Origin of the sequence: Rhodococcus sp. NPDC058505 (assembly GCF_042720095.1) — a bacterium.
Classification (GTDB): Bacteria; Actinomycetota; Actinomycetes; order Mycobacteriales; family Mycobacteriaceae; genus Rhodococcus_G.
Map to the genome: position 1 here is coordinate 67,264 of NZ_JBHXNB010000013.1, position 22,715 is coordinate 89,978.

Here is a 22,715-nt window from a genome sequence, read left to right on the forward strand (position 1 = left end):
GTTCTATAGGGTGGCTGCCGTGTCCGAGTCACCCGCATCTCCGTCCCTTCCCGCCACGGTTCGCTGGGCCGGCGGCCTGGTCACCTTCGAGGGCGTCGTCGCCGTCGTCGTCGCGCTCGTGCTGGTGATCCGGGGTCTGCTCGGGCACGACCGGGAGGCCGCGAACCCGTACGGGACGGCCGCCTGGTTCGTCATCCTCGGTGGTGCGGTGCTCGCGGCCGGGATCGCATTGCTGCGCGGGCACCGGTGGGGCCGGGCGATCGCGGTGGTGGCCCAGCTGCTGCTGCTGCCGGTGGTGTGGTCGTTGCTGACCGATTCGCACCAGCCCGCACTCGGCGTGGTGTTCGGCATCGTCGTCCTGCCCGCGCTGGCGTGCCTGTTCGCGGCGCCGACGTCGCGGTGGATGGCGCAGGAGTACGGGGACGACGCCGCCGAGGAATGACCGGCGGTCAGGCCGTACCCGCCAGTCCGGCCAGCGCGGCACCGCTGAGCCGGTAGCCCGTCCACTCGTCCTGCGGTTCCGCGCCGAGGGAGTCGTAGAACTCGATCGACGGGGTGTTCCACTTCAGCACCGACCACGCCAGCCGGGTGTAGCCGTTCGCGACGCACTCGCGGGCCAGGGTCGCGAGCAGTGCCCGCCCGTGACCTCGGCCGCGGAAGGCGGGCTGCACGTACAGGTCCTCCAGGTAGATGCCGTGCACCCCGTCCCAGGTGGAGAAGTTCCGGAACCACAGCGCGGTCCCCACCACCGCGCCGCCGTCCTCGACGACGTGACCGAACACCGTCGGCTGCGGACCGAACAGCGCGGCCGTCAGCTGGGCCTCGGTGACGGTGCACTCGTCCCTGGCCTTTTCGTACTCGGCCAGGTCGTACACCAGGCCGGTGACGGCGGGCACGTCCGCGGCGGTGATGCGGCGAATCATCGGGAACCTCTTTCGTTTCGGATGGGTCGGTGGTCAGCTGGCGTTGTGGGCGACAATCTGCCGGACGCCGCGCTCGTACCCGAGCACCGTGACGGCACCGGGGGACAGCGCGAAGCGACGGCCCTCGAGCACCGGGAACCCCACCCAGCGGGCGATCAGCGCCCGGGAGAAGTGGCCGTGCCCGACGAGGACGACGTCGCGGCCGGGGAGGTGGGATTCGGCGACGGACAGCACCAGGTCCGCGCGCGACTCGACCGCGTCGGCGTCCTCGCCGCCGGGGCACGGATGCGTCCACACCGTCCAGTGCGGCACCAGCTCCCGGATCTGCGGGGTGGTCAGACCCTCGTAGTCGCCGTAGTCCCATTCGGCGAGCGCGTCCCACGTGCGGGCGTCCAGGCCGGCCAGTTCGGCTGTGCGCGCCGAGCGCCTGCGGGGGCTGCACAGGACCGCCGGGTCGTGCAGGCCCAGCCCGGTCAGGCGCCCGGCGGCGGCCCGCGCCTGTGCCTCCCCCTCGGCGGTCAACGCGACGTCGGTGCGGCCGGTGTGCCGTCCACGGGCCGCCCACTCCGTTGACCCGTGCCGCAGCAGCACGATCCGTCCGCCAGCGCGGTCCGGTGTCGCCGCGCCCGCGCGTTCGGTGTCGCCGAGTGGTCGTTGAGAGGGCACATCCGCGATCATCTCAGGTGAGGGTCTCGCCAGCGCGCCCCGAGTGCGCAAAGATCACTGCCGTGACAACTGTGCTCGCGGTGGCGAATCAAAAGGGTGGGGTCGCGAAGACCACGACGGTGGCATCACTGGCGGCGGCGTTGGCCGGGCTGGGGCGGAAGGTGATGGTGGTCGACCTCGACCCGCAGGGCTGCCTGACCTTCTCGCTGGGACACAACCCGGACCGGGTCGAGGCGTCGGTGCACGAGGTGCTGACGGGGCAGCTGCCGCTCCGGGAGGTGATCGTCGATACCGACGAGGGTTTCGCCCTGGTTCCGGCAACGATCGACCTGGCGGGGGCGGAGGCGGTGCTGCTGATGCGGCCGGGCCGCGAATTCGCGCTCAAGCGGGCCCTTGCCACGCTCGGCGACGACTTCGACGTGGTCCTCGTCGACTGCCCGCCGTCGCTGGGCGTGCTCACCCTCAACGGGCTAACGGCGGCGAACGCGGTGCTGGTGCCGCTGCAGTGCGAGACGCTCGCGCACCGCGGGGTCGGGCAGCTGCTGCGGACGGTCGCCGAGGTTCGGGAGATCACCAATCCGGAGCTGGCGCTGCTCGGTGCCCTGCCGACCCTCTACGACGCCCGCACGACGCACAGCAGGGACGTGCTCGCCGATGTCGCGGACCGCTACGACCTGCCGGTGCTCGCGCCGCCGATCCCGCGCACCGTCCGATTCGCGGAGGCGAGCGCGTCGGGGGCCACGGTGCTCGCCGGGCGCACCAACAAGGGGGCCAAGGCGTACCGCGAGCTGGCCCGCGGCCTCGTCGCGTACTGGGACGACGGGACCCCGCTGCCGCACTGCGAGTGACCGGGGATCCTAGGGCATGTCTCCTAGCGCAGCGCGACGAGCTCGTCCCCGCGCTGTTCGACGACGACGGAACCGAGGACGGTGGTCGTGACCGGTCGGGGCGGCGTGCTGTCGGGTCGGTCGACCGGGATGCGGCGGAGGTCGGCGCCGGTGACCGGGTCGAGCACCGCGATGCCGCCCTCGACGGGGACGAGGACCTGACCGGCCATCACGGCGCCGGGGCCGAGCGCATCGGGGAACGACCACAACGGCGTGAAATCCGTTGTCCGCAGGGCGATCACGGTGGAGCCGGTCCACCAGCTGATGAACGATGCGGTGCGGGCGACGGTGGCGGTGGGGGAGACGTCGGCGGGGGCGGGATGCCGGGCGGTTTCGTTGCCGCTGCCGTCGAACACCGCGACCGATGCCGCCGCCGTCGGGGTCCCGGGAACGTAGACGGCGGTGCGTTCCCCCGAGACGCCGAGGACGGCGGCGCGCGCGACGTCACCGAGCAGGGTCGACCCGAACTCCTCGGGCTCGGAATTGTCCTTCGGTGCCGGGTTCAGGATGTCGAGCCGGACGCCGTCCTCCCCCGGACAGGATTCGAGCACCGCGAGCCGGCTGCTGCTGGACCCGGACGACAGCAGGGCGCAGCCGGAGCGGGGCTGCACACCGGGGTTGACCGCGGCGTCGACCCGACCGAATTCGAGGGTGCGCACCAGGTCCGAGCGCCACACCTCCAGCCGGGAGTCGCCGCGGGAGGTGAGGTAGGTGCCGTCCTCGGACAACGTCACGGAGGGGTCCGCGTCGCTGGATCGCTGCGCCTGCCGAACCCCGGTGGACCCGTCGAGTTGGGTGACCTGACCGCAGCCCCGATCATCGGGGTAGACCGCGACCGCGGTGTTCCAGGCCCCGATCACCCCGCACAGTGCCCGGTCCCGCCGATACGACCACAGCGCGCTTCCGGTCTCCGGGTCGTGTCCGGTGACGGTGTCGCCCGCGCCGCTGACCACGGCGCCACCCGCGGCAACGGGGGCGGCGGTGGCGCCGCTGGCGGCACGCCAGGACTCGGTCAGGGTGTCGGGCACCGTCAGCGCGGTCTCCGCCGGGACGGCGGGGGTGCTCGCGGTTACCGATTCGGTGCCGCGGGCATCCCCGGTGAACCAGACCGCGCCCGCGGCGACAACGACGAGCAGCGCGATCGCGCAGGCGGCGAAAACGTCGGCGCGGGTGCGCCGCTCGGGTGCGAGCACGTGGGTGGCTACTCCGTCGCTGCGGGCGCCGCTGAGGTGGCCGCGCCGGTGGACGGGCGACGGCGCCGGCGCCGGCGCCGGGCCGGGGTCCCCTCGCCGCTCGGCGACGTGGGTTCCGGGGCGACGGCCTCCGATGAGGTGTCGGCAGGCGCGGTGGTGGCGGCCTCGGCGGACCGTGCACCTCGGGTCCGCTTCCTGGTGCGGGTCCGCTGCGGCCGCTCGGCCTTGTCGGCGCTCTCCGCCGGAGCCTCGTTCGTGCGCGCGGGCTTCGGCTTCCGGACCGAACCCTTCGCGTCGGTCGGGATGCCGAGATCCGTGTAGAGGTGCTCGGAGCTGGAGTAGGTCTCGACCGGATCGGCGACGCCCAGGTTCAGCGCCTTGTCGATCAGCTGCCAGCGCGGCACGTCGTCCCAGTCGACGAGGGTGACCGCGGTGCCGGTGCGGCCTGCGCGACCGGTGCGGCCGATCCGGTGGACGTAGGTCTTCTCGTCGTCGGGGCACTGGTAGTTGATGACGTGTGTCACGTCGTCGATGTCGATGCCGCGGGCCGCGACATCGGTCGCGACCAGCACGTCCACCTTGCCGGTGCGGAACCCCTTGAGGGCCTTCTCCCGTGCGATCTGGCCGAGGTCGCCGTGCACGGCCCCGACCGAGAATCCGCGCTCGTTCAGCTCGTCGGCGACCTTCTGTGCGGTGCGCTTGGTGCGGGTGAAGATCATCGTCGCGCCGCGGCCGTCGGCCTGCAGGATTCGGGCCACCATCTCGGCCTTGTCGAGCGCGTGGGCGCGGAAGATGTGCTGGGTGGTGCGGTCGTGCACCGCCGAGGACTCCGGCTCCTCGGCGCGGATGTGCGTCGGCCGGGTCAGGAACGTGCGCGCGAGGGTGATGATCGGGCCGGGCATCGTCGCGGAGAACAGCATCGTCTGGCGGCCGGGAGCGGAGCCGGAGGGTCCGTCCGGGACCATCTGCAGGATGCGCTCGATGTCGGGCAGGAAGCCGAGGTCGAGCATCTCGTCGGCCTCGTCGAGGACCAGAACCCCGACCTTCCCGAGGATCAGGTGCCCCTGCTTGGCGAGGTCGAGCAGTCGGCCGGGGGTGCCGACGACGACGTCGACGCCCTTCCGCAGGGCCTCGATCTGCGTTTCGTAGGGGCGGCCGCCGTAGATCGACAACACCTCAAGCTTCCGGGTGCCGGCCTTCAGGTACTTGCCCGCGTTCACCAGATCCTCGGTGACCTGGATGCACAGTTCCCGGGTCGGGACGATGACCAGCGCCCGCGGGGTGCCGTCGAGCGCGGCGGTGCCGGAGCCGGTGCTGACGCGGTGCAGCAGCGGGACGCCGAAGCCGAACGTCTTGCCCATCCCGGTGCGGGCCTGACCGATCAGGTCGTCGCCAGCGAGCGCCAGCGGAAGCGTCAACTCCTGGATGGCGAAGGTGCGTTCGATGCCGATCTCCGCCAGCGCCCGGACGATCTCGTCGCGGACGCCGAGTTCGGCGAAGCTGGGGGCGGTGTGGGTCTCGTCGAGCTGGGCGGACAGTGTGGTCTCGCTCGCGTCGTCTTCATGGTCGATCGTGATCTTGCTCAGTGGTCTGGCCTTCCTCGTCGGCACGCGCGCACGAGCTGGGCCAGGCCGGGTGTCGACCGCCCGGGCGGATCCGTGTCCGACGGGTGGGTGGTGCCCACCGTCCGATACGGCAACCCCGGGTCCGACTGTCGTCGGTGCCTCGTCCGACGGCCTCGGTTCCTGCTGCCCGGCGCGCAAGAGGGGTCTCTCGGCGCGGCGCGGGAACGGACCTACGGATCAGGTGCGCGCACATCATCTTCGGGCCGCCATGGTCGCCGCGATGCGTCCGATTGCCCGGACGATCGGGCTGCGGCCCGCAACCATGGTAACCGCCGCGGCCGAGTTCGCAGGTAGGCGCGGTCTACGCTGTCCACATGGGAGCCAATTCTGCCGATTCGCTGTCGCCCGTCATCGCCGCCGACCACCCGGGTGTCAGTGAGCTGTTCGCCCTCCTCGCCTACGGCGAGATCTCCGCCTTCTACCGGCTCGCCGAGGACGCCCGGATGGCCCCGGCCCTGGCCGGGAAGGTGGCGCTGGCGCGGATGGCAGGCGCGGAGATGCGGCACTTCGAGACGCTCGAGTCCGCGCTCACCGAACGCGGACTCGAGGTGTACGCGGCGATGTCCCCGTTCGTGCGGCCGCTCGACGACTACCACGCGTCCACCCACCCATCGACCTGGCTCGAGTCGCTCGTCAAGGCCCACGTCGGTGACGGCATCGCCGCCGACTTCTACCTCGAGATCGCCGGCGCGCTCGACCCGTCGGTCGGTGCGGTGGTGCGGGAGGTGCTCGCGGAGACCGGGCATTCCGAGTTCGTCGTTCAGGAGGTCAGCGCCGCGGTGCTGGCGTCGACGAAGGAGAAGGACCGCCTGATGTTGTGGGGCAGGCGGCTGCTCGGCGAGGCGATCACGCAGGCGCAATACGTGATGGCGCAGCGGGAGGCGCTCACGGACCTCGTCCTGTCGGCCAGCGGGGACCTCAACGGTGTCGCGGCACTGTTCGACCGGATGCAGGAGCGGCATGCCGAACGGATGGCGGTGCTCGGTCTCGTCTGACGCTCCTGTTCGCTCTCAGCACAGGCATCGAGGCGGCCCGGTCCTGGTCGGCTGCACTAGCCTGACACCAGTTGGTTCCCCCACCAGACAGTGATGGCACGAGAGTTCGGAGGTTGGCCGTGGAGGTCAAGATCGGCATTTCTGACAGCCCGCGCGAGCTGATCCTCAGCAGCGCGCAGACCCCGGATGAGGTGACCGAGCTCGTCTCCGCGGCAATCGGCGGCGACGCATCGGGAGTTCTCGTCCTCACCGACGACAAGGAGCGCAAGTTCCTGATTCAGGCGTCGAAGGTTGCCTACGTCGAGATCGGGCAGCCCGACAGCCGCAAGGTCGGCTTCGCGAGCTGACCGGGAGACGGGGAACGGGGCGTGCGAATCCGCACGCCCCGTCCTCGCGTCATCGGGTCGATCGTCGGCGGTCAGGCGTGCATCGGCACGTGGGACAGCCCGCCCCAGGCCAGCTGAACGGTGGTGTCGACCGCCTCCTCCTTCGGGATCGGCCGATTCGCCTGCAACCAGTACCTGGCCGTGAACTGGCTGGTCCCGACGAGTCCGACGGCGAGGATCCGCGCACGGTAGGGGTCCAGGCCCGAGTCGTGGGCGACGAGGTCGAAGACGGCGTCGACGCAGGCCTCGGTGGCGCGGTCGACGCGGGAGAGCACCTGCGGATCGCCCATCAGGTCGGACTCGAACACCAGCCGGTAGCCCTGACTGTCGTTGTCGACGAAATCGAAGAACGCCTGGACCGCGGCGCGGACACGCTGACGGTTGTCGGTGGTCGAGCGCAGCGCCTGCCGGACCCCCGAGATCAGGCTGTCCACGTAGCTCTGCAGCACCGCTAGATACAGGTCCAGCTTCCCCGGGAAATGCTGGTACAGGACGGGCTTACTGACGCCAGCGCACTCGGCGATCTCGTCCATGCCCGCCGAGTGGTACCCGCGGCTGACGAACACCTCGCTCGCGGCCTGCAGCAACTGGAGTCGACGAGCGTCCCGGGGCAGTCGCGTGCTGCGCTTGGCGCCTTGTCGCCCGGCCGGAGTTGCGGAACGATCCGCGAGTTCAGTCATCGTGCTCCCCATCTTTGCGTTGTCACCATCCGTGCCTCGTGCTGCGTGGGTGAGGTTGCTCACGGCACCGGGTGCACAAAGTGATCGAACGATACCGGACCGACGCCCGGACATTCGCGAAACCGCGAACGCTGCCACCACCGAGTATTCCAGGTCACCGTTGCGGGCACGTTCTCGCCGTACACACCCCGGTCCCGGTGCAGGTCGTGCCGGGTTCCGGTGTCCGCCCGCCCGGTGCAGGTGCCCGGCGTGCCCGGGCGGACGCCGCCGCCGGTTGTGAGACGCTGGACCGGTGACGGATGGAGGCGGACCGCGACTGCGGGGTGCACACCCCTGGAGTGCCGACGACTCGACAGCGGGCTCGGAGCGGGCCGGATCGGCGCGGGATCCCGAGGCGGCACCGCAGGACGAACCCGAGTGGAGACGCGCGGGGTCGGACGAGCCGGAACCCGGCGGACCGCGCGCAGGCCGCTGGACCGGCGGGCCGGTCGCGTCGCGGCAGCCGCTGCGCGCGCTGTGGGACCCGATCACCGAGAGTGCCGGACGAGCCCGCAGCCCCCGACCCGAACGGCAGGCCCGCAAGCAGAGCAGGCTCGGCAAGTTCGTCGCCACCTACGGCTGGCGCGCCTACGCCATCCCGGTCCTCGCCGTCGTCACCGTCCTCGTCGTCATCGACGCGGTCCGCGGCACCGGGCCCGCCGAACCCGGCGCGTACGGCGATCCCGGGTTCGGGGCCCGCAGCACCAGCGTCGACGGAACCGGTGTCATCGGCGTTCCGCCGCAGGGCGACGGCAACTTCGCCGCCTCGATCCCGTCCGGGACGCTCCCCGACGGCGGGCCGTTCACCGCGACCGGCGCCGGGACCTGGCGCGTCATCCCCGGAACGACACCGAAGGTCGGGCGCGGCACCGAGCAGGTGTTCACCTACACCGTCGAGGTCGAAGACGGCGTCGATACCGCCGGATTCGGCGGCGACGAATCCTTCGCCCGGATGGTCGACCAGACGCTCGCCAACCCGAAGAGCTGGACCAACGACGAGCGGTTCGCCTTCCAGCGGGTCGATTCCGGTGACCCCACCTTCCGGATCTCGCTGACCTCGCAGATGACGATCCGGCAGGCCTGCGGCTACGACATCCAGCTGGAGGTCTCCTGCTACAACCCGGGCATCGACCGGGTCGTCCTCAACGAGCCCCGCTGGGTGCGCGGCGCCGTCGCCTACCAGGGGGACATCGGCTCCTACCGGCAGTACCAGATCAACCACGAAGTCGGGCACGCGATCGGCTACCAGGCCCACCAGCCGTGCGAGGCGGAGAGCGGGCTGGCGCCGGTGATGATGCAGCAGACCTTCGGGACCTCGAACGACGACATCGCCACACTCGACCCCGAGGGGGTCGTGCCGATGGACGGCAAGACCTGCCGATTCAACCCCTGGCCCTATCCTCGGGGCTGAGCGGAACCGCCCGCGGTTCGGATGAGCGGCACCGCCCGCGGTTCGGATGAGCGGCACCGCCCGCGGTTCGGATGAGCGGCACCGCCCGCGGTTCGGATGAGCGGCACCGCCGCTGGGAGAATGGGTGGCATGTCGACGTCAGCACAATCCGCAACCACGCCGACCGGCGCCGGGCTGCTGCCCGCCCTGCCGCCACTCGTGGAGCCTGCGCCCGAACTGAACCGGGCCGAGGTGGCGCGCTACAGCAGGCACCTGATCATCCCGAACGTGGGAATGACCGGGCAGAAGCGGTTGAAGAACGCGAAGGTGTTGGTGATTGGTGCCGGTGGACTCGGCGCCCCGACGCTGCTGTATCTCGCGGCCGCCGGGGTCGGGACGATCGGCATCGTCGACTTCGACCACGTCGAGGAGTCGAACCTGCAGCGTCAGGTCATCCACGGCCGCAGCGATGTCGGCAGGCCGAAGGCCCACAGCGCCCGCGACGCCATCCTGGAGATCAACGACGGCGTCGACGTGCGGCTGCACGAGTTCCGGCTCGACACCTCCAACGCGGTCGGCCTGTTCGAGCAGTACGACCTGATCCTCGACGGCACCGACAACTTCGCCACCCGCTACCTCGTCAACGACGCCGCGATCCTCGCGGGCAAGCCGTACGTGTGGGGGTCGATCTACCGCTTCGAGGGTCAGGTGTCGGTGTTCTGGGAGGCAGCACCCGACGGTCGCGGGCTGAACTATCGGGACCTGTACCCGGAGGCCCCCGCGCCGGGCACCGTCCCGTCCTGCGCCGAGGGCGGTGTGCTCGGCGTGCTGTGCGCCTCGGTCGGGTCGATCATGGCGACCGAGGCGATCAAGCTGATCGTCGGGATCGGGGAGCCGCTGCTCGGCCGGTTGATGATCTACGACGCCCTCGCGATGAGCTACCGGACCATCCGGGTCCGCCGCGACCCGGGCCGGGTTCCGGTCACCGAACTGATCGACTACGACGCGTTCTGCGGGGTGGTGTCCGACGACGCGCAGGCAGCGGTGTCCGGGTCGGCGGTGACCGCGGCGGAACTCGCCGAGCGGCTCGGCGCTGGCGGGGACATCGCGCTGATCGACGTGCGGGAGCCGGTCGAGTGGGACATCGTGCACCTGCCCGGCGCAACACTGATCCCGAAGGACCGGATCCTGTCGGGGGAGGCCCTCGCCGAGTTGCCGCAGGACCGTCCGATCACCGTGTACTGCAAGACCGGGATCCGGTCCGCGGAGGTGCTCGCCGCACTCAAGGCGGCCGGGTTCGCCGACGCGACACATTTGCACGGGGGAATCGTCGCGTGGGCGACCCAGGTCGACCCGAGCCTGCCGACCTACTAGGAACTGTGCGTGATTTTTACCCCGATCGGGGTAAAAATCGCGCACGGGCGCGAAGCGCATACCCGCGGGCGCGTCAGCGTCGGGGGACGGAGTGCACGGCGGTAGGTTTAAACGCGTGAGCTCCGTCGAACCACCCACCCATGTGCGGTCCACTTTTGGTCTCCGCGAGACCACCCCCGTCGCACTCGGTCCCGACTGGGAGGGCGGCTGGCGTTGCGGTGACGTGGTGCTCTCACCCGTCGCGGATCATGCGCGGGCGGCGTGGTCGGCGAAGGTGCGCGAGACCCTCGAACCGGACAGCGTCCGGTTGGCCCGCCCGGTGCGGGCGACGGACGGGCGGTACGTGGTGTCGGGGTGGCGCGCCGACACCTACATCGAGGGCGCCCCGGAACCGCGGCACGACGAGGTGGTGTCGCTGTCGCTGCGGTTGCACGCGGCGACCGCGGCACTCGAGCGGCCCCGCTTCCTGGTGCAACCACCGGTCCCGCCGTGGGCGGATGTCGACGTGTTCGTCGCCGCGGACCGGGCCGCGTGGGAGCAGGTGCCGCTGCGCGGTGTGAAGGGCCAGTTCGAGCCCGCATCGACGGACGGCAGGACCAGCATCGAGCTGATCGGCCAGCTCGCGACGCTGCGTAAACCGGTGCACTCGCCCGACCAGCTGGTGCACGGCGACCTGTTCGGCACCGTCCTGTTCGCCGGCTCGGATGCGCCCGGGATCACCGACCTCACGCCGTACTGGCGCCCCGCGGCGTGGGCGGCCGGGGTGGTCGTCGTCGACGCCCTGTCCTGGGGCGGTGCCGACGAGGAGCTGGTCGGGCGGTGGGAGGATCTTCCGGAGTGGCCGCAGATGTTGCTGCGGGCGTTGATGTTCCGGCTCGCCGTGCACGCGCTGCACCCGAGGTCGACGGCGGAGGCGCTGCCGGGGCTGGTGCGCACCTCCGACCTGATCCGGTTGATGCTGTGACGTTCCCCGGTGCGGCTCAGTGCGGGCTGTCGACCCGGCCGTCGGGGTGCCGGGCGAACCGGCCCGCGTCGGCGGGATGCACCGGGCCGTCCGCCTGCCACGGCCAGCCGCCGAATCCGGTGCGTCGGTAGTCGTCGAACGCGGCGACCAGACCGGCCTCGTCGTTCATCACGAACGGGCCGTGCTGGGCGACGGGTTCGCCGATCGGACGGCCCTGCAGCAGCAGGATCCGGATTCCCCCCGCTCCCGCGGTCAGCGTCACCGCTGCGGCCGCGTCGAGCACGACGCCGGTGCCGGTGCCGATGGTGTCGGCGCCGATCCGCACGTCGCTGCCCTCGTACACGTACAGCACCCGGTGGGTGTCGGGTCCGTCCGCGGCGGGCAGCGGGAGGCGGGCGTCGGGGGTCAGGTCGAGATGCCAGATCGCCAGGTCGGCGTCGGAGTCTGCGGCCCACGACTCGGGTGGCGGCGCGAGCGGGGCGACGCCGTCGAAGGCGCCCGCGATCACCGTCACCACGCTCTCGCGGCCGGCGTCATCGGTGCGGGTCAGCCGCGGGGTCTGCTCGTTCCAGAGCATCGCGAAGTGCGGATCCGCGGACTTGGACGCGGCGGGGAGGTTCAGCCAGATCTGGAACAGGTCGAGCGGATTCGGACGGTCCCGGTGCAGGAGCGGGAACATCTCCGAGTGCGACACGCCGCGTCCGGTGGTCAACCATTGGGTGTCGCCGTCGCCGTAGCGTGCGGTTGCCCCGAGCGAGTCGGCGTGGTCGACGGTGCCGCGGCGCACGTAGGTGACGGTTTCGAAGCCCCGGTGCGGGTGCTGCGGGAAGCCGGGCACGGTCTGCCCGTGGTACATGTTCCAGCCGGACGGGTGCCCGAAGTCCCGGCCGAGCGGGCGCCCGGTGAGGGCGGCGTCGGGCCCGAGGTCCGCGGTGCCCTGCGGGTAGGCGTCGTCGTGGTGGGCGACGAACAGGAACGGGTCGACGGCCTGCCACGGGGAGCCGAGGCGGAACTGGTGCAGCACAGGGTCGGCGGAAGTCATGCAAAGTTCAACCAACTGTGACGGGGCGGCATTCCCGGCAGCGCATCAGCCCGGCGGGCGACGGAGCTCAATCAACTCGGTCAGGAACCGCCTGGCCTCGGTCGCGGCCAGCTCGGGGTCGCCGTCGATGACCGATTGCACCAGCAGTTCGTGCTCGTGTTCGTACGAGTTCGCCGCGTCGACGGGGTGTCCGGTGACGATCTGCTCGATCGTCGGGAGCAGCGAGTCGTAAAACTCGAGATACACCTCGTTGTGACTGGCCGCGACGATCGCCCGGTGCAGGGCAACGTCTGCGGCGACGGCGGCGCGGCGCCGGTCGGGGTCGCGCGGTTCGGCGCTGCGCCACAGGAGATTGCGCTCGCGCAGCAGGGCGCGCAGGTTCTCGATGTCCGCCTCGTCCCGGCGGCGGGCGGCCAGCGCGGCCGCGGTGACGTCGAGCGCCTGGCGCAGTTCGAGCACGTCCCGCTCCAGCGCGCTCGCGAAGTACTTCGCCAGGGTGCCGCCGAGATCGCTGGTGGCGATCACGTAGGTGCCCGACCCCTGTCGCCGTTCGAGCATCCCCGCGTGCACGAGGGCCTGCACTGCCTCGCGGACGGTGTTGCGGCCCGTCCCGGTGAGCTCGGCGAGCGCGGGTTCGGTGGGGATCCGGCCGCCGACCGGCCAGCGTCCGGCCGTGATCTCGGCGCGAAGTTGCTCGGTGACCTGCGCGATCAGGCTGGTGCGTCGTACGGGTTGCACGGGGACCCTTCTGCCGGTGCTGGTGGCCTGGTGGCCGGACGCAGGGAGTGTAATCGTTTGCCCCAATTCATCCAGTCATCCTATGATTCTTCGGTCCACGGTGTCCCGGGACGCAATCGGGTGAGTGAGGTGTTGTGGTGACGGTGCAGCAGGCACACGTGCAGAAGGCGACCGGATCGGCGGGCGACCGCCGTCGCTCGCTGATCTCCGGGCGTCTCGTCGTGCTCGCGGCGATCGTCCTGTCCGCGCTCACCCTGCGGATCGCCGTCACCTCCCTCACCCCGCTGCTCGACGAGATCGGGCAGGAGATCGGCTTCGGCTCCACCGTCATCGGGGTCTTCGGGATGCTCCCCACCGCGATGTTCGCGGTGTTCGGGTTGCTGACCCCCCGACTCGCGGTCCGGTTCGGCCTCGAACACGTGGCGCTGGCGGCGATGGTGATGACCGCGATCGGGCTCGGATCGCGTGCGGTGATGTCGGGGACGGCCGGGCTGCTTGCCTTCTCCGCGCTCGCCCTCGGCGGCATGGGCATCGGCAACGTCGTGATCCCGCCACTGGTCAAACGCTATTTCGCCGACCGAGTCGGGGCGGTCAGCACCCTCTACATCCTCTGCGTGCAGATCGGAACGATGCTCCCCGCCGCCGTCGCGATTCCGGTCGCCGAGGCAGCCGACTGGCGCACCTCGCTCGGGATGTGGACGCTGCTGCCGGTCGCCGCGGCGCTGCCGTGGATCGCGGTGACCCTCGGCAGGCGCGGCCGCGACGTCCACGACCGGACCCCCGTCGAGGCCGCCGGTGAACCGCGCGGGCAGGTGTGGCGGTCGCCGGTGGCGTGGGGCATGGCAGGCATGTTCGGCATGACCTCGCTGATCACGTACTCGATGTTCACCTGGATTCCGAAGATCCTCGCCGAGTCCGGTGCCACCGCCGGGTTCGGCGGCTCGATGGTCGCGCTGTTCAGCGCCGTCGGATTCCTCGCCGCGGTCGGCGCGCCGTCGCTGTGCATCCGCATCGCCAACCCGTATCCGGTGGTCCTGCTGTGCGGGGTGAGCTACCTGATCGGGTTCGCCGGGCTGCTGTTCGCGCCGATGGCGGCACCGATCCTGTGGATCGTCGCGGTCGGTCTCGGACCGAGCACCTTCCCGATGTCGCTGACCCTGATCAACCTGCGCACCCGCACCGGCGCCGGATCGGCCGCCCTGTCCGGCTTCACCCAGGGCCTTGGCTACGCCCTCGCCTGCATCGGACCGCTGATGTTTGGGGTGCTGCACGACGTCACGGGCGGCTGGGCCTGGCCGTTCCTGCTGCTCGTCGGTGCCGTCGCGGTGATCATGGTCGCGGGCTGGGTGGCGTGCAAGCCGCGGTTCCTTGAGGATTCGTGGGGTGCCCGCGCCGCGTGACGCGGGCAGGTCACACCCGTTAACACGGCGTTCACCAGCGCAAACGGGCTCACACGCCGGGTCGGCGGCAGGTGAGTGCAAGTTCATTGCGGGGTCATTGACGGCAGCACCGAGGCAACATCGCCCTCGTAGTTTCGGGTCACCACACCCAACGAGGAGGCCTGGTGACCACACGCTCGGACGACGCAACGGCAGCCGCCGACGGCCTCGACACCCCCACCACGGCGGCGCAACGGCACCACATCGCGCACTGGGACGCGGAGGACGTCGAGGCCTGGGAGGCGGGCGGCAAGGACATCGCCAGGCGCAACCTGATCTGGTCCGTGATCGCCGAGCACGTCGGCTTCTCCGTCTGGTCCGTCTGGTCGGTGATGGTGCTGTTCATGCCGACCGAGATCTACGGCATCGACGCGGGCGGCAAGTTCTTCCTCGTCGCGGTCCCGACGCTGGTCGGCGCGATCCTGCGGATCCCCTACACCGTCGCGACGGCCCGGTTCGGCGGCCGGAACTGGACGGTCTTCAGCGCGCTGGTGCTGATGATTCCGCTGGTCGCGACCCTGTACCTGATGCTCAACCCCGGCTTCAGCTACACCACCTTCCTGCTGGTCGCCGCGCTCGCCGGCGTCGGTGGCGGCAACTTCGCCTCCTCGATGACCAACATCAACGCCTTCTACCCGCAGCGGCTCAAGGGCTGGGCGCTCGGGCTGAACGCGGGCGGCGGCAACATCGGGGTCCCGGTGATCCAGCTGCTCGGCCTGCTGGTGATCGCGACCGTCGGCAACACCGAGGCCTGGATCGTCTGCGCGATCTACCTGGTCCTGTGCGGTGTCGCCGCGGTCGGCGCGGCGCTGTTCATGGACAACCTCGGCAACCAGAAGGCCGACCTGCGGGCGATGGGGAAGACGCTCCGGTACGGCCACTCGTGGGTCATCGCCTTCCTCTACATCGGTACCTTCGGCTCCTTCATCGGCTACAGCTTCGCGTTCGGCCAGGTCATGCAGATCAACTTCCTCGCGGGCGGCGACACCCCGGCGCAGGCCGCATTGCACACCGCGCAGATCGCGTTCATCGGCCCGCTGCTCGGGTCGATCGCCCGCCCATACGGCGGCAAACTCGCCGACCGGATCGGCGGCGGCAAGATCACCCTCTACACCTTCGCCGCGATGATCCTGGCGTCCGGTGTCCTGGTCACCGCGAGCACCCTCGACGACCGCACCCCCGGCGCCGCGAGCACCGGCATCCTGGTGACACTGGTCCTCGGCTTCATCGCCCTGTTCCTGCTGTCTGGCCTCGGCAACGGGTCCGTCTACAAGATCATCCCGTCGATCTTCGAGGCGAAGGCGCAGGGCCTCGACCACCTCGACGCGGAGCAGAAGGCCACCTGGTCCCGGAACATGTCCGGCGCGCTGATCGGCTTCGCTGGCGCGATCGGCGGCCTCGGCGGTGTCGGGATCAACCTGGTGCTCCGCGCCTCCTACAGCAGCGATGCGAAGTCGGCCACGATGGCGTTCTGGGTGTTCCTCGGCTTCTACGTCGCCTGCCTGGTCGTCACCTGGGCGGTGTTCCTGCGCCGCCCCACCGAGCGACGGAACGCCGACGGCCACCGGTCACCGGTTCTCGTCACCGACTGATGCAGTTCACGAACCAACGAAGAAGAGGGGCGGCATGAGCCACAAGTCAGTAGTGGTCGTTGGCCACGGAATGGTCGGGCACCGGTTCGTGGAGGCGTTGCGGGCGCGGGACGAGTCGGGCGGATGGAGGGTGACGGTGCTCTGCGAAGAGGCCCTGCCCGCGTACGACCGCGTCGGCCTGTCGTCGTACGTCGGATCCTGGGACGCAAAGGAACTCGCGCTCGCCGGGAACGACTACACCGGTGACGACCTGGTCGACCTGCGGACCGGGGTGCGGGCCACCGCGATCGACAGGGACGCGCGGACCGTCACCACCTCGGCGGGCGACACCGTCGGCTACGACGCGCTGGTCATGGCCACCGGCTCCTACGCGTTCGTGCCGCCGGTGCCCGGCCACGACCGCGACGAGTGCCACGTCTACCGCACCGTCGACGACCTCGATGGGATCCGGGCGCGGGCCGAGGCCGCAGGAGCGGGCCGCGGGGCGAGCGACGCGACGGGGGACCGCCCCGTCGGTGTCGTCGTCGGCGGCGGGCTGCTCGGGCTGGAGGCGGCGAATGCGTTGCGGCTGATGGGCATGACCCCGCACGTGGTGGAGTTCGCGCCGCGGCTGATGCCGCTGCAGGTCGACGAGGGCGGCGGCGCGCTGCTCGCCCGACTCGTCGAGAGCCTCGGCGTCCGCGTACATACCGGGGTTGGGACCGCGGCGATCACCGACGGCCCCGACGGGATCCGCGTCGAACTGTCCGACGGCTCGGCGATCGACGCGGCGCTGCTCGTGTTCTCCGCGGGCATCCGCCCGCAGGACCAACTCGCCCGCGACGCGGGCCTCGAGGTCGGACCCCGCGGCGGCATCATCACCGACATCGGCTGCCGCACCGCCGACGAGGCGATCTACGCGGTCGGCGAATGCGCTGCCATCGAGGGCGTCTGCTACGGCCTGGTCGCCCCCGGCTACTCCACCGCCGAGGTCGTCGCGGACCGGATCCTCGGTGGCGCAGCGGAATTCCCCGGCGCGGACCTGTCGACGAAGCTCAAGCTGATGGGGGTCGACGTCGCCAGCTTCGGCGATGCCCACGCGCAGGAACCCGGCGCACTCGAGGTGGTGCTCAGCGACGCCGCGAAGGGCACCTACGCCAAGCTGGTGGTCTCCGACGACGCGAAGACCCTGCTCGGCGGCATCCTGGTAGGCGACGCGTCCGCGTACGCCTCGCTGCGGCCGCTGGTCGGCCGGGACCTGCCCGGTGATCCGGCATCCCTGATCTCGCCTGCAGGGGAGAAGCCCGGTGCCGGGTCGCTGCCCGACGACGCCGAGGTGTGCTCCTGCAACGCGGTCACCAAGGGCACGATCTGTGGGGCCATCGCCGACGGTGCCTGCGACATCGCGCAGGTCAAGGCCTGCACGAACGCGGGCACCACGTGCGGTGGCTGCCTCCCGACGATCAAGCAGCTGCTCGCGTCCTCCGGGGTGGTGCTCTCGAAGGCGCTGTGCGAGCACTTCGACCAGTCCCGCGCCGAGCTGTTCGAGATCGTCCGGGCCACCGGCATCCGCACCTTCTCGGCGCTGATCGGCAAGTTCGGCACCGGCTCCGGCTGCGACATCTGCAAGCCCGTCGTCGCCTCGATCCTCGCGTCCACCGACTCCGACCACATCCTGCACCGGCAGCAGGCGGGCCTGCAGGACACCAACGACCACTTCCTAGCGAACATCCAGAAGAACGGCACCTACTCGGTGGTGCCGCGGATGCCCGGCGGCGAGTGCACCCCGGAGCAGCTGATCGTGATCGGCGAGGTCGCCCGCGACTTCGGCCTGTACGTGAAGATGACCGGCGGCCAACGGATCGACCTGTTCGGTGCTCGGGTCGACCAGCTGCCCGCGATCTGGCGCAGGCTCGTCGACGCGGGCATGGAATCCGGTCAGGCGTACGGCAAGTCGCTGCGCACCGTGAAGAGCTGCGTCGGCTCCACCTGGTGCCGGTACGGGGTGCAGGACTCGGTCGGCATGGCGGTGGACCTGGAGATGCGGTACCGCGGCCTTCGCTCACCGCACAAGCTGAAGTTCGGCGTCTCCGGGTGCGCCCGCGAATGCGCGGAGGCCCGCGGCAAGGACGTCGGCGTCATCGCCACCGAGAACGGCTGGAACCTCTACGTCTGCGGCAACGGCGGTCAGTCACCCAAGCATGCGCAACTGCTCGCGGGCGGCCTCGACGACGCCACCTTGACCCGGTACATCGACCGGTTCCTGATGTTCTACATCCGCACCGCCGACCGGCTGCAGCGCACCGCGCCCTGGCTGGAGGCGATGGACGGCGGGCTCGACCACCTCAGGGCCGTGGTCTGCGACGACAGCCTCGGCATCGCCGCCGACCTGGAGTCGGCGATGGCCAGGCACGTCGACGGCTACCGGGACGAGTGGGCCGGGGTGCTCGACGACCCGGAGAAGCTGTCCCGGTTCGTCACCTTCGTCAACGCCCCGGAGGAGGCCGACCCGACCGTCGCTTTCGACGAGACCGGAACGCGCAAGGTGCCGGTGCTGATGGGCCTGCCCGCGATGCCCGCCGGGTAACGCTCCTTACCGCCAGGGAATCGGGCCTTAACGCCGGGGTAACACCCGGTCCGTAGAAATGAGGCCTGCAGTTACAGGGAGGACCGCGATGACAATCATCGAATCACCACCGCACGCGGGCGCGGGTGAGCTCGGGGCGGCGGGACGCGCGAGCGTGACCGACGGCAAGCTCGAATGGACGTCGGCCTGCCCGCTGAGCCGCCTGATCCCCGGACTGGGGGTTGCGGTGCTGCTGCGGGGCGGCGAGCAGGTGGCGCTGTTCCTGCTCGACGACGGCACCCTGCGCGCGGTCGGCAACATCGACCCCTTCGGCCGCGCCGCGGTGATGTCGCGCGGCCTGGTCGGGGACCGGGCAGGCGAGCCGACCGTCGCGTCGCCGCTGCTCAAGCAGGTGTTCTCGCTCGTCGATGGCCGCTGCCTCGACGACGAGTCGGTGCGACTACCGGTCTACGACGTTCGGGTGTGGGGCGGGGTCGTGCAGGTGCACAGTCCGCTGCGGGGAAGCGCATGACGGTGCTGGAACGGGCGGAGACGATGAGCCAGGTACGCGCGGGCGGCGAGCCCCTCAAGGGATTCACCGTCGGGATGACCGCCGCCCGCCGCTCGGAGGAGTTCGGCACGCTGCTCACCCGGCGCGGCGCGACACTGGTGCAGGCCGCCGCGATCCGCATCATCCCGCTCGTCGACGACGCCGAGCTGGAACGGGTGAGCCGCGAGCTGATCGAACGGCCCGCGGAGATCACGGTCGCGACCACCGGGATCGGGTTCCGCGGCTGGATGGAGGCCGCCGACGGCTGGGGGCTGGCCGAGGACCTGGGACGGTCGCTGGGCCGGTCCCGGATCCTCGCCCGCGGCCCGAAGGCGAAGGGTGCCATCCGGGCCGCCGACCTGCGGGAGGAATGGTCGCCGCCGTCGGAGTCCTCGGCCGAGGTGCTCGACCACCTGCTCGCCGAGGGTGTCGAGGGCAAGCGGATCGCCGTGCAGCTGCACGGCGCCACCACCGAGTGGGAGCCGCTGCCGGACTTCTGCGAGGTCCTCCGGATTGCCGGGGCGGACGTGGTCCCGGTCCCCGTCTACCGGTGGACACCACCGGACGACCAGACCGCGATGGACCGGCTGATCGAACTGACCGTCGGCGGCGGCCTGGACGCGGTCAGCTTCACCAGCGCGCCAGCGGTTGCCGCGATGCTGATGCGCGCCAAGGAGATCGGGCTCGTCGACCCGCTGCTGAAGGCGTTCGACGGCCGAGTCCTCGCGGTGTGCGTCGGGCCGGTGACGGCGGCGCCGCTGGAGGCGCTCGGCGTGCACACCACCATGCCGGGGCGGGCCCGTCTCGGGTCCCTCGCCCGGCACATCGCCGAGGAACTGCCGCGCCGCGCGATGCGGCTGAACGCGGCCGGGCACGAACTGAGCGTGCGGGGCGGCTGCGTCGTCGTCGACGGCGAGGTCCGGCAGCTGGCGCCCGCCGCGATGGCCCTGATGCGGACCCTCGCGCATCGGCCGGGCCGGGTCGTCTCCCGCGAGGATCTGCTCGCGGTGCTCCCCGGCGGCGGCGGCGACACGCACGCGGTGGAAACGGCGATCGCGCGGCTGCGGTCCTGCCTCGGCGCGCCGAAGATCGTGCAGACCGTCGTCAAGCGCGGCTACCGGCTGGCGATCGACCCCGTCGAGTGCGGTGACGGGAGCAGGTCGTGACGGCCGCGCCCGCGCTGGTGCTCGTCGCGCACGGCACCCGGTCCACCCGGGGAGTTGACCTGGTCGCCGCGCTCGCGGAGGAGGTGGCCGCGATCGTCGGCACCACCCGCGTCGCGTTCGTGGACGTGCTCGGACCGTCACCGGCGGAGGTGCTGCGCGACCTCGACGGGCCCGCCGTCGTGGTGCCCGCCTTCCTGGCATCCGGCTACCACGTGCACACCGACGTGCCCCGCGAGGTGGCGGAGTCCGGGCACCCCGCGGTGCAGGTCACCGCCGCGCTCGGGCCCGATCCGGTGCTGGCGCTGGTGCTCCTCGAACGACTCCGCGCTGCCGGATGGCGCGCCGGGGACGCGGTGGTGCTCGCTGCCGCGGGCTCGTCCGACCCGCGGGCACTGGCGGACGTGCAGCGTGCTGCGGGGATGCTGGCCGACCTGACCGGTGACCGGGTCGACATCGGCTACGTCGCGACCGCGCAGCCGAGGGTGGCGGATGTGGTCGCTCGGGTGCGGGCCGAGACCGGGCGCCCGGTGTTCGTCGCGTCGTACCTGTTGGCGCACGGCCTCTTTCACAGCCGGCTCGGTGCGTGCGGGGCGGACGGTGTCGCGGAGCCGCTCGGCGTGCATCCGGCGCTGGTGCGCCTGCTCGCCCGCCGGTTCCGGCAGGGCGTCAGTGCGGCAGCAGCAGCAGTTCGGCCGAGCCGCCGTCCGGTGTCCCCGGTTCGATGACGGCGAGGGCCTGCGCCCTCACCAACGCGCCGAGATGCGCGGTCCGCACCTGCGCCTCGACCCGCCACCTGCCGTCCGGGCCGAGGGTCGCGGGCACGAGTCGCGTGACGTCCGAGTCGATCTCGGCGGCGTTCGCGATCAATCCGACGACCGGATCGGGTTGCGGCGCACCGGTCAGCGCCGCGACCACGGTCGGAACCATCAGCAGCAACGTCGCGACCGCCGCGTACGGATTGCCCGGCAGGCCGAGCACGATCCGGCCGTCCGGCAGGGTCGCGGCGATCTGCGACCCGCCGGGCCTGCACCGCACCCGGCCGACGACGATGCGGGCGCCTGCCCGCTCCAACGCGGCGCGCAGGTGGTCGGCCGCGCCGCCCCCGGTCGCGCCGACCATCACCAGCAGGTCCGCGTCCACGGCGGACCGATCGCCGCCGAGCAGTTCGTCGAATCCGCCAGCGGTGTCCCGCAGGTGCGTGTCCCCGAGCGTCGGCACCCCACACCAGGCGAGGAACCGGGGCAGCACCGGGCCGAGCGAGTCCCTGGTCTGCCCGTCCCGCAACGGCCCGTCCCTGCGGATCTCGTCGCCGGTGACCACCACATGCCCGCGCACCGGCCCGCGGACCAGTAGCTCCGACACCTCCGCGCTGAGCGCGACCGACGCCAACGCGGGCGTCACTGCGGTGCCCGGTGTCGCCAGCAGGGATCCGGGCAGCCAGTCCTCGCCGGGGCGGCGCACGTCGTCCCGGATCGGTGCCCCCGGCGCGCGGGCGACGACCCGGCCGCCGGTCGCGGAGTCGGCGACGTCGACGTGCTCGTCACGAATCACGGTGTCGGCGCCGGTCGGCAGGTGCGCGCCGGTGGCGATCCGGACGGCGTGTCCCGGATCGAGGACCACGGTGTCGGTCGACCCCGCGTACCGGACGGCGGTGTCGAGCAGCCACGGCCCGTCCCCGGCGACCGCATACCCGTCCATCGCGGACACCGGCACCCGGGGGAGCGCCTCCTCGGCCCGCAGCGACTGGGCGAGCGCGCTGCCGATCGCGTCGAGCGGGGACTGCGGGAAGGCGGGTAGCGTCTCAAGCGCCGCGTGCACGGCGGTGCGGGCGGCGCCGATGCTCAGCGGGGTTGCGTCGGCCGACGCGCTCGGTGTCGCCCTGGCGCGGGCCGCCGCAACGTCGGCGGGCGTGTCGCAGTCCGAGATGCCCGCCATCTCGACCCGGGTGAACGTGTCGGGGACAAGAGTTTTCATCGGCTGATTGGTGACGCCGTCGAGCTCCCCGAGCCGCGCGGACAGCACGTCGGCGCGCCACACCCCGAGCAGGAACTGGACGCGGCCGGATTCGTCGACGGCCAGCGCGGCGCCGCGGTCGGGGGCCACGTCGAGTGCGCTGCGCAGCAGATCGATCGCACCCGGCGTCAGCTCCGGCAGGTCCGCGGCCAGCACCGCGACCACCGCGCTGCCGCCGACCGCGCGCAGCCCCGCCGCCAGCGCCGCGACCGGGCCCGCGCCGCGCGGGGACTCCTGGACCTGCCGGATCGCCGGATCCAGGTCCGCGCGCGGTGGGCCGACGACCACGGTGGTCGACGCTCCGGCGACCGCCGCCAGCGCGGTGCCGAGCATGCTCCGTCCCCCGACCCCGAGGGCAGGCTTGTCCACCCCGCCCATCCGCGACCCGGACCCGCCAGCGAGGACGATGGCGTCAAACGGTTCGGCGGTCATGCGTCCATGGTCGCACGGCCCGGCGGCGCCGCCCGTTTCGCTTCCCGCGCACCGGCGATCCCGCCTGCGGTCGACG

At 71.5% G+C, this 22,715-nt stretch carries 21 protein-coding genes; 13 read left to right on the forward strand and 8 right to left on the reverse strand.

The features are described from left to right. Positions 1-19 precede the first annotated feature (19 nt). The gene (locus ACFWPA_RS12250) at positions 20-442 is read left to right on the forward strand and encodes a hypothetical protein (protein WP_378506957.1); all 423 of its coding nucleotides are present in this window, start codon (positions 20-22) and stop codon (positions 440-442) included. Between the two features lie 7 nt (positions 443-449). Here the strand turns inward: ACFWPA_RS12250 and ACFWPA_RS12255 are convergent, their stop codons facing one another. Beyond that, complete coding sequence (locus ACFWPA_RS12255; protein ID WP_378506958.1) at positions 450-923, reverse strand: GNAT family N-acetyltransferase; 474 nt, start codon at positions 921-923, stop codon at positions 450-452. Between the two features lie 33 nt (positions 924-956). Then, a complete protein-coding gene (locus ACFWPA_RS12260) occupies positions 957-1,508 on the reverse strand; it encodes an acid phosphatase (RefSeq protein ID WP_378570343.1) in 552 nt (183 codons plus the stop codon). A gap of 143 nt (positions 1,509-1,651) precedes the next feature. Here ACFWPA_RS12260 and ACFWPA_RS12265 point away from each other — a divergent pair, with 143 nt between their 5' ends. Next, entirely contained in the window at positions 1,652-2,437 is a 786-nt protein-coding gene (locus ACFWPA_RS12265; RefSeq protein ID WP_378506960.1) for a ParA family protein, read from the forward strand. Between the two features lie 23 nt (positions 2,438-2,460). Here ACFWPA_RS12265 and ACFWPA_RS12270 read toward each other — a convergent pair whose 3' ends face one another. Next, on the reverse strand, positions 2,461-3,669 hold the full coding sequence (locus ACFWPA_RS12270) for a hypothetical protein (RefSeq protein WP_378570314.1): 1,209 nt from the start codon (positions 3,667-3,669) through the stop codon (positions 2,461-2,463). Positions 3,670-3,677: 8 nt separating this feature from the next. Next, on the reverse strand, positions 3,678-5,279 hold the full coding sequence (locus ACFWPA_RS12275) for a DEAD/DEAH box helicase (RefSeq protein ID WP_378506962.1): 1,602 nt from the start codon (positions 5,277-5,279) through the stop codon (positions 3,678-3,680). A 329-nt stretch (positions 5,280-5,608) separates the two neighbouring features. Between ACFWPA_RS12275 and ACFWPA_RS12280 the strand changes: the two genes are divergently transcribed. Together ACFWPA_RS12280 and ACFWPA_RS12285 are read left to right on the forward strand one after the other, a co-directional pair. After that, positions 5,609-6,289 (forward strand): ferritin-like fold-containing protein, encoded by a 681-nt coding sequence (locus tag ACFWPA_RS12280; protein WP_378506963.1) that lies wholly within the window; start codon positions 5,609-5,611, stop codon positions 6,287-6,289. 119 nt (positions 6,290-6,408) lie between these two features. Beyond that, positions 6,409-6,636 carry a DUF3107 domain-containing protein gene (locus ACFWPA_RS12285; protein WP_378570316.1) on the forward strand — a complete coding sequence of 76 codons (228 nt, stop codon included), beginning with the start codon at positions 6,409-6,411 and terminating at the stop codon, positions 6,634-6,636. Positions 6,637-6,707: 71 nt separating this feature from the next. Here ACFWPA_RS12285 and ACFWPA_RS12290 read toward each other — a convergent pair whose 3' ends face one another. After that, positions 6,708-7,355: a TetR/AcrR family transcriptional regulator gene (locus ACFWPA_RS12290; RefSeq protein WP_378506965.1), complete on the reverse strand. Its 648-nt coding sequence runs from the start codon at positions 7,353-7,355 to the stop codon at positions 6,708-6,710. Positions 7,356-7,860: 505 nt separating this feature from the next. Between ACFWPA_RS12290 and ACFWPA_RS12295 the strand changes: the two genes are divergently transcribed. From ACFWPA_RS12295 to ACFWPA_RS12305, 3 genes are all read left to right on the forward strand, one after another. Continuing rightward, positions 7,861-8,805, forward strand: a complete 945-nt coding sequence (locus ACFWPA_RS12295) for a DUF3152 domain-containing protein (protein WP_378570345.1) — start codon at positions 7,861-7,863, stop codon at positions 8,803-8,805. 129 nt (positions 8,806-8,934) lie between these two features. After that, on the forward strand, positions 8,935-10,158 hold the full coding sequence (moeZ, locus tag ACFWPA_RS12300) for an adenylyltransferase/sulfurtransferase MoeZ (RefSeq protein WP_378506967.1): 1,224 nt from the start codon (positions 8,935-8,937) through the stop codon (positions 10,156-10,158). Positions 10,159-10,273: 115 nt separating this feature from the next. Then, positions 10,274-11,122: a TIGR02569 family protein gene (locus tag ACFWPA_RS12305; RefSeq protein WP_378506968.1), complete on the forward strand. Its 849-nt coding sequence runs from the start codon at positions 10,274-10,276 to the stop codon at positions 11,120-11,122. Between the two features lie 16 nt (positions 11,123-11,138). Here the strand turns inward: ACFWPA_RS12305 and ACFWPA_RS12310 are convergent, their stop codons facing one another. Continuing rightward, positions 11,139-12,164 (reverse strand): pirin family protein, encoded by a 1,026-nt coding sequence (locus ACFWPA_RS12310; protein WP_378570318.1) that lies wholly within the window; start codon positions 12,162-12,164, stop codon positions 11,139-11,141. A 45-nt stretch (positions 12,165-12,209) separates the two neighbouring features. Further along, the gene (locus ACFWPA_RS12315; protein WP_378506970.1) at positions 12,210-12,902 is read right to left on the reverse strand and encodes a FadR/GntR family transcriptional regulator; all 693 of its coding nucleotides are present in this window, start codon (positions 12,900-12,902) and stop codon (positions 12,210-12,212) included. A 143-nt stretch (positions 12,903-13,045) separates the two neighbouring features. On the opposite strand from ACFWPA_RS12315, the gene ACFWPA_RS12320 reads away from it, so the two are divergent. The 6 genes from ACFWPA_RS12320 to ACFWPA_RS12345 all read left to right on the forward strand — a co-directional run bounded on the left by ACFWPA_RS12320 (position 13,046) and on the right by ACFWPA_RS12345 (position 20,919). After that, positions 13,046-14,302 (forward strand): CynX/NimT family MFS transporter, encoded by a 1,257-nt coding sequence (locus ACFWPA_RS12320; protein WP_378570347.1) that lies wholly within the window; start codon positions 13,046-13,048, stop codon positions 14,300-14,302. A gap of 242 nt (positions 14,303-14,544) precedes the next feature. Next, positions 14,545-15,933 carry an MFS transporter gene (locus ACFWPA_RS12325; protein WP_378507049.1) on the forward strand — a complete coding sequence of 463 codons (1,389 nt, stop codon included), beginning with the start codon at positions 14,545-14,547 and terminating at the stop codon, positions 15,931-15,933. A gap of 34 nt (positions 15,934-15,967) precedes the next feature. After that, positions 15,968-18,499 (forward strand): nitrite reductase large subunit NirB, encoded by a 2,532-nt coding sequence (gene nirB / locus ACFWPA_RS12330; RefSeq protein ID WP_378570320.1) that lies wholly within the window; start codon positions 15,968-15,970, stop codon positions 18,497-18,499. Positions 18,500-18,587: 88 nt separating this feature from the next. After that, the gene (gene nirD / locus ACFWPA_RS12335; protein WP_378506972.1) at positions 18,588-19,010 is read left to right on the forward strand and encodes a nitrite reductase small subunit NirD; all 423 of its coding nucleotides are present in this window, start codon (positions 18,588-18,590) and stop codon (positions 19,008-19,010) included. After that, positions 19,007-20,194 (forward strand): uroporphyrinogen-III synthase, encoded by a 1,188-nt coding sequence (locus tag ACFWPA_RS12340; RefSeq protein ID WP_378506973.1) that lies wholly within the window; start codon positions 19,007-19,009, stop codon positions 20,192-20,194. Before nirD ends, ACFWPA_RS12340 begins: the two co-directional genes overlap by 4 nt. After that, positions 20,191-20,919 (forward strand): sirohydrochlorin chelatase, encoded by a 729-nt coding sequence (locus tag ACFWPA_RS12345; RefSeq protein ID WP_378506974.1) that lies wholly within the window; start codon positions 20,191-20,193, stop codon positions 20,917-20,919. Before ACFWPA_RS12340 ends, ACFWPA_RS12345 begins: the two co-directional genes overlap by 4 nt. Here ACFWPA_RS12345 and ACFWPA_RS12350 read toward each other — a convergent pair. Further along, positions 20,861-22,639, reverse strand: coding sequence for an NTP transferase domain-containing protein (locus tag ACFWPA_RS12350; protein WP_378570322.1), 1,779 nt, complete (start codon positions 22,637-22,639; stop codon positions 20,861-20,863). The two genes, ACFWPA_RS12345 and ACFWPA_RS12350, sit on opposite strands and share 59 nt — an antisense overlap. Positions 22,640-22,715: the final 76 nt, after the last annotated feature.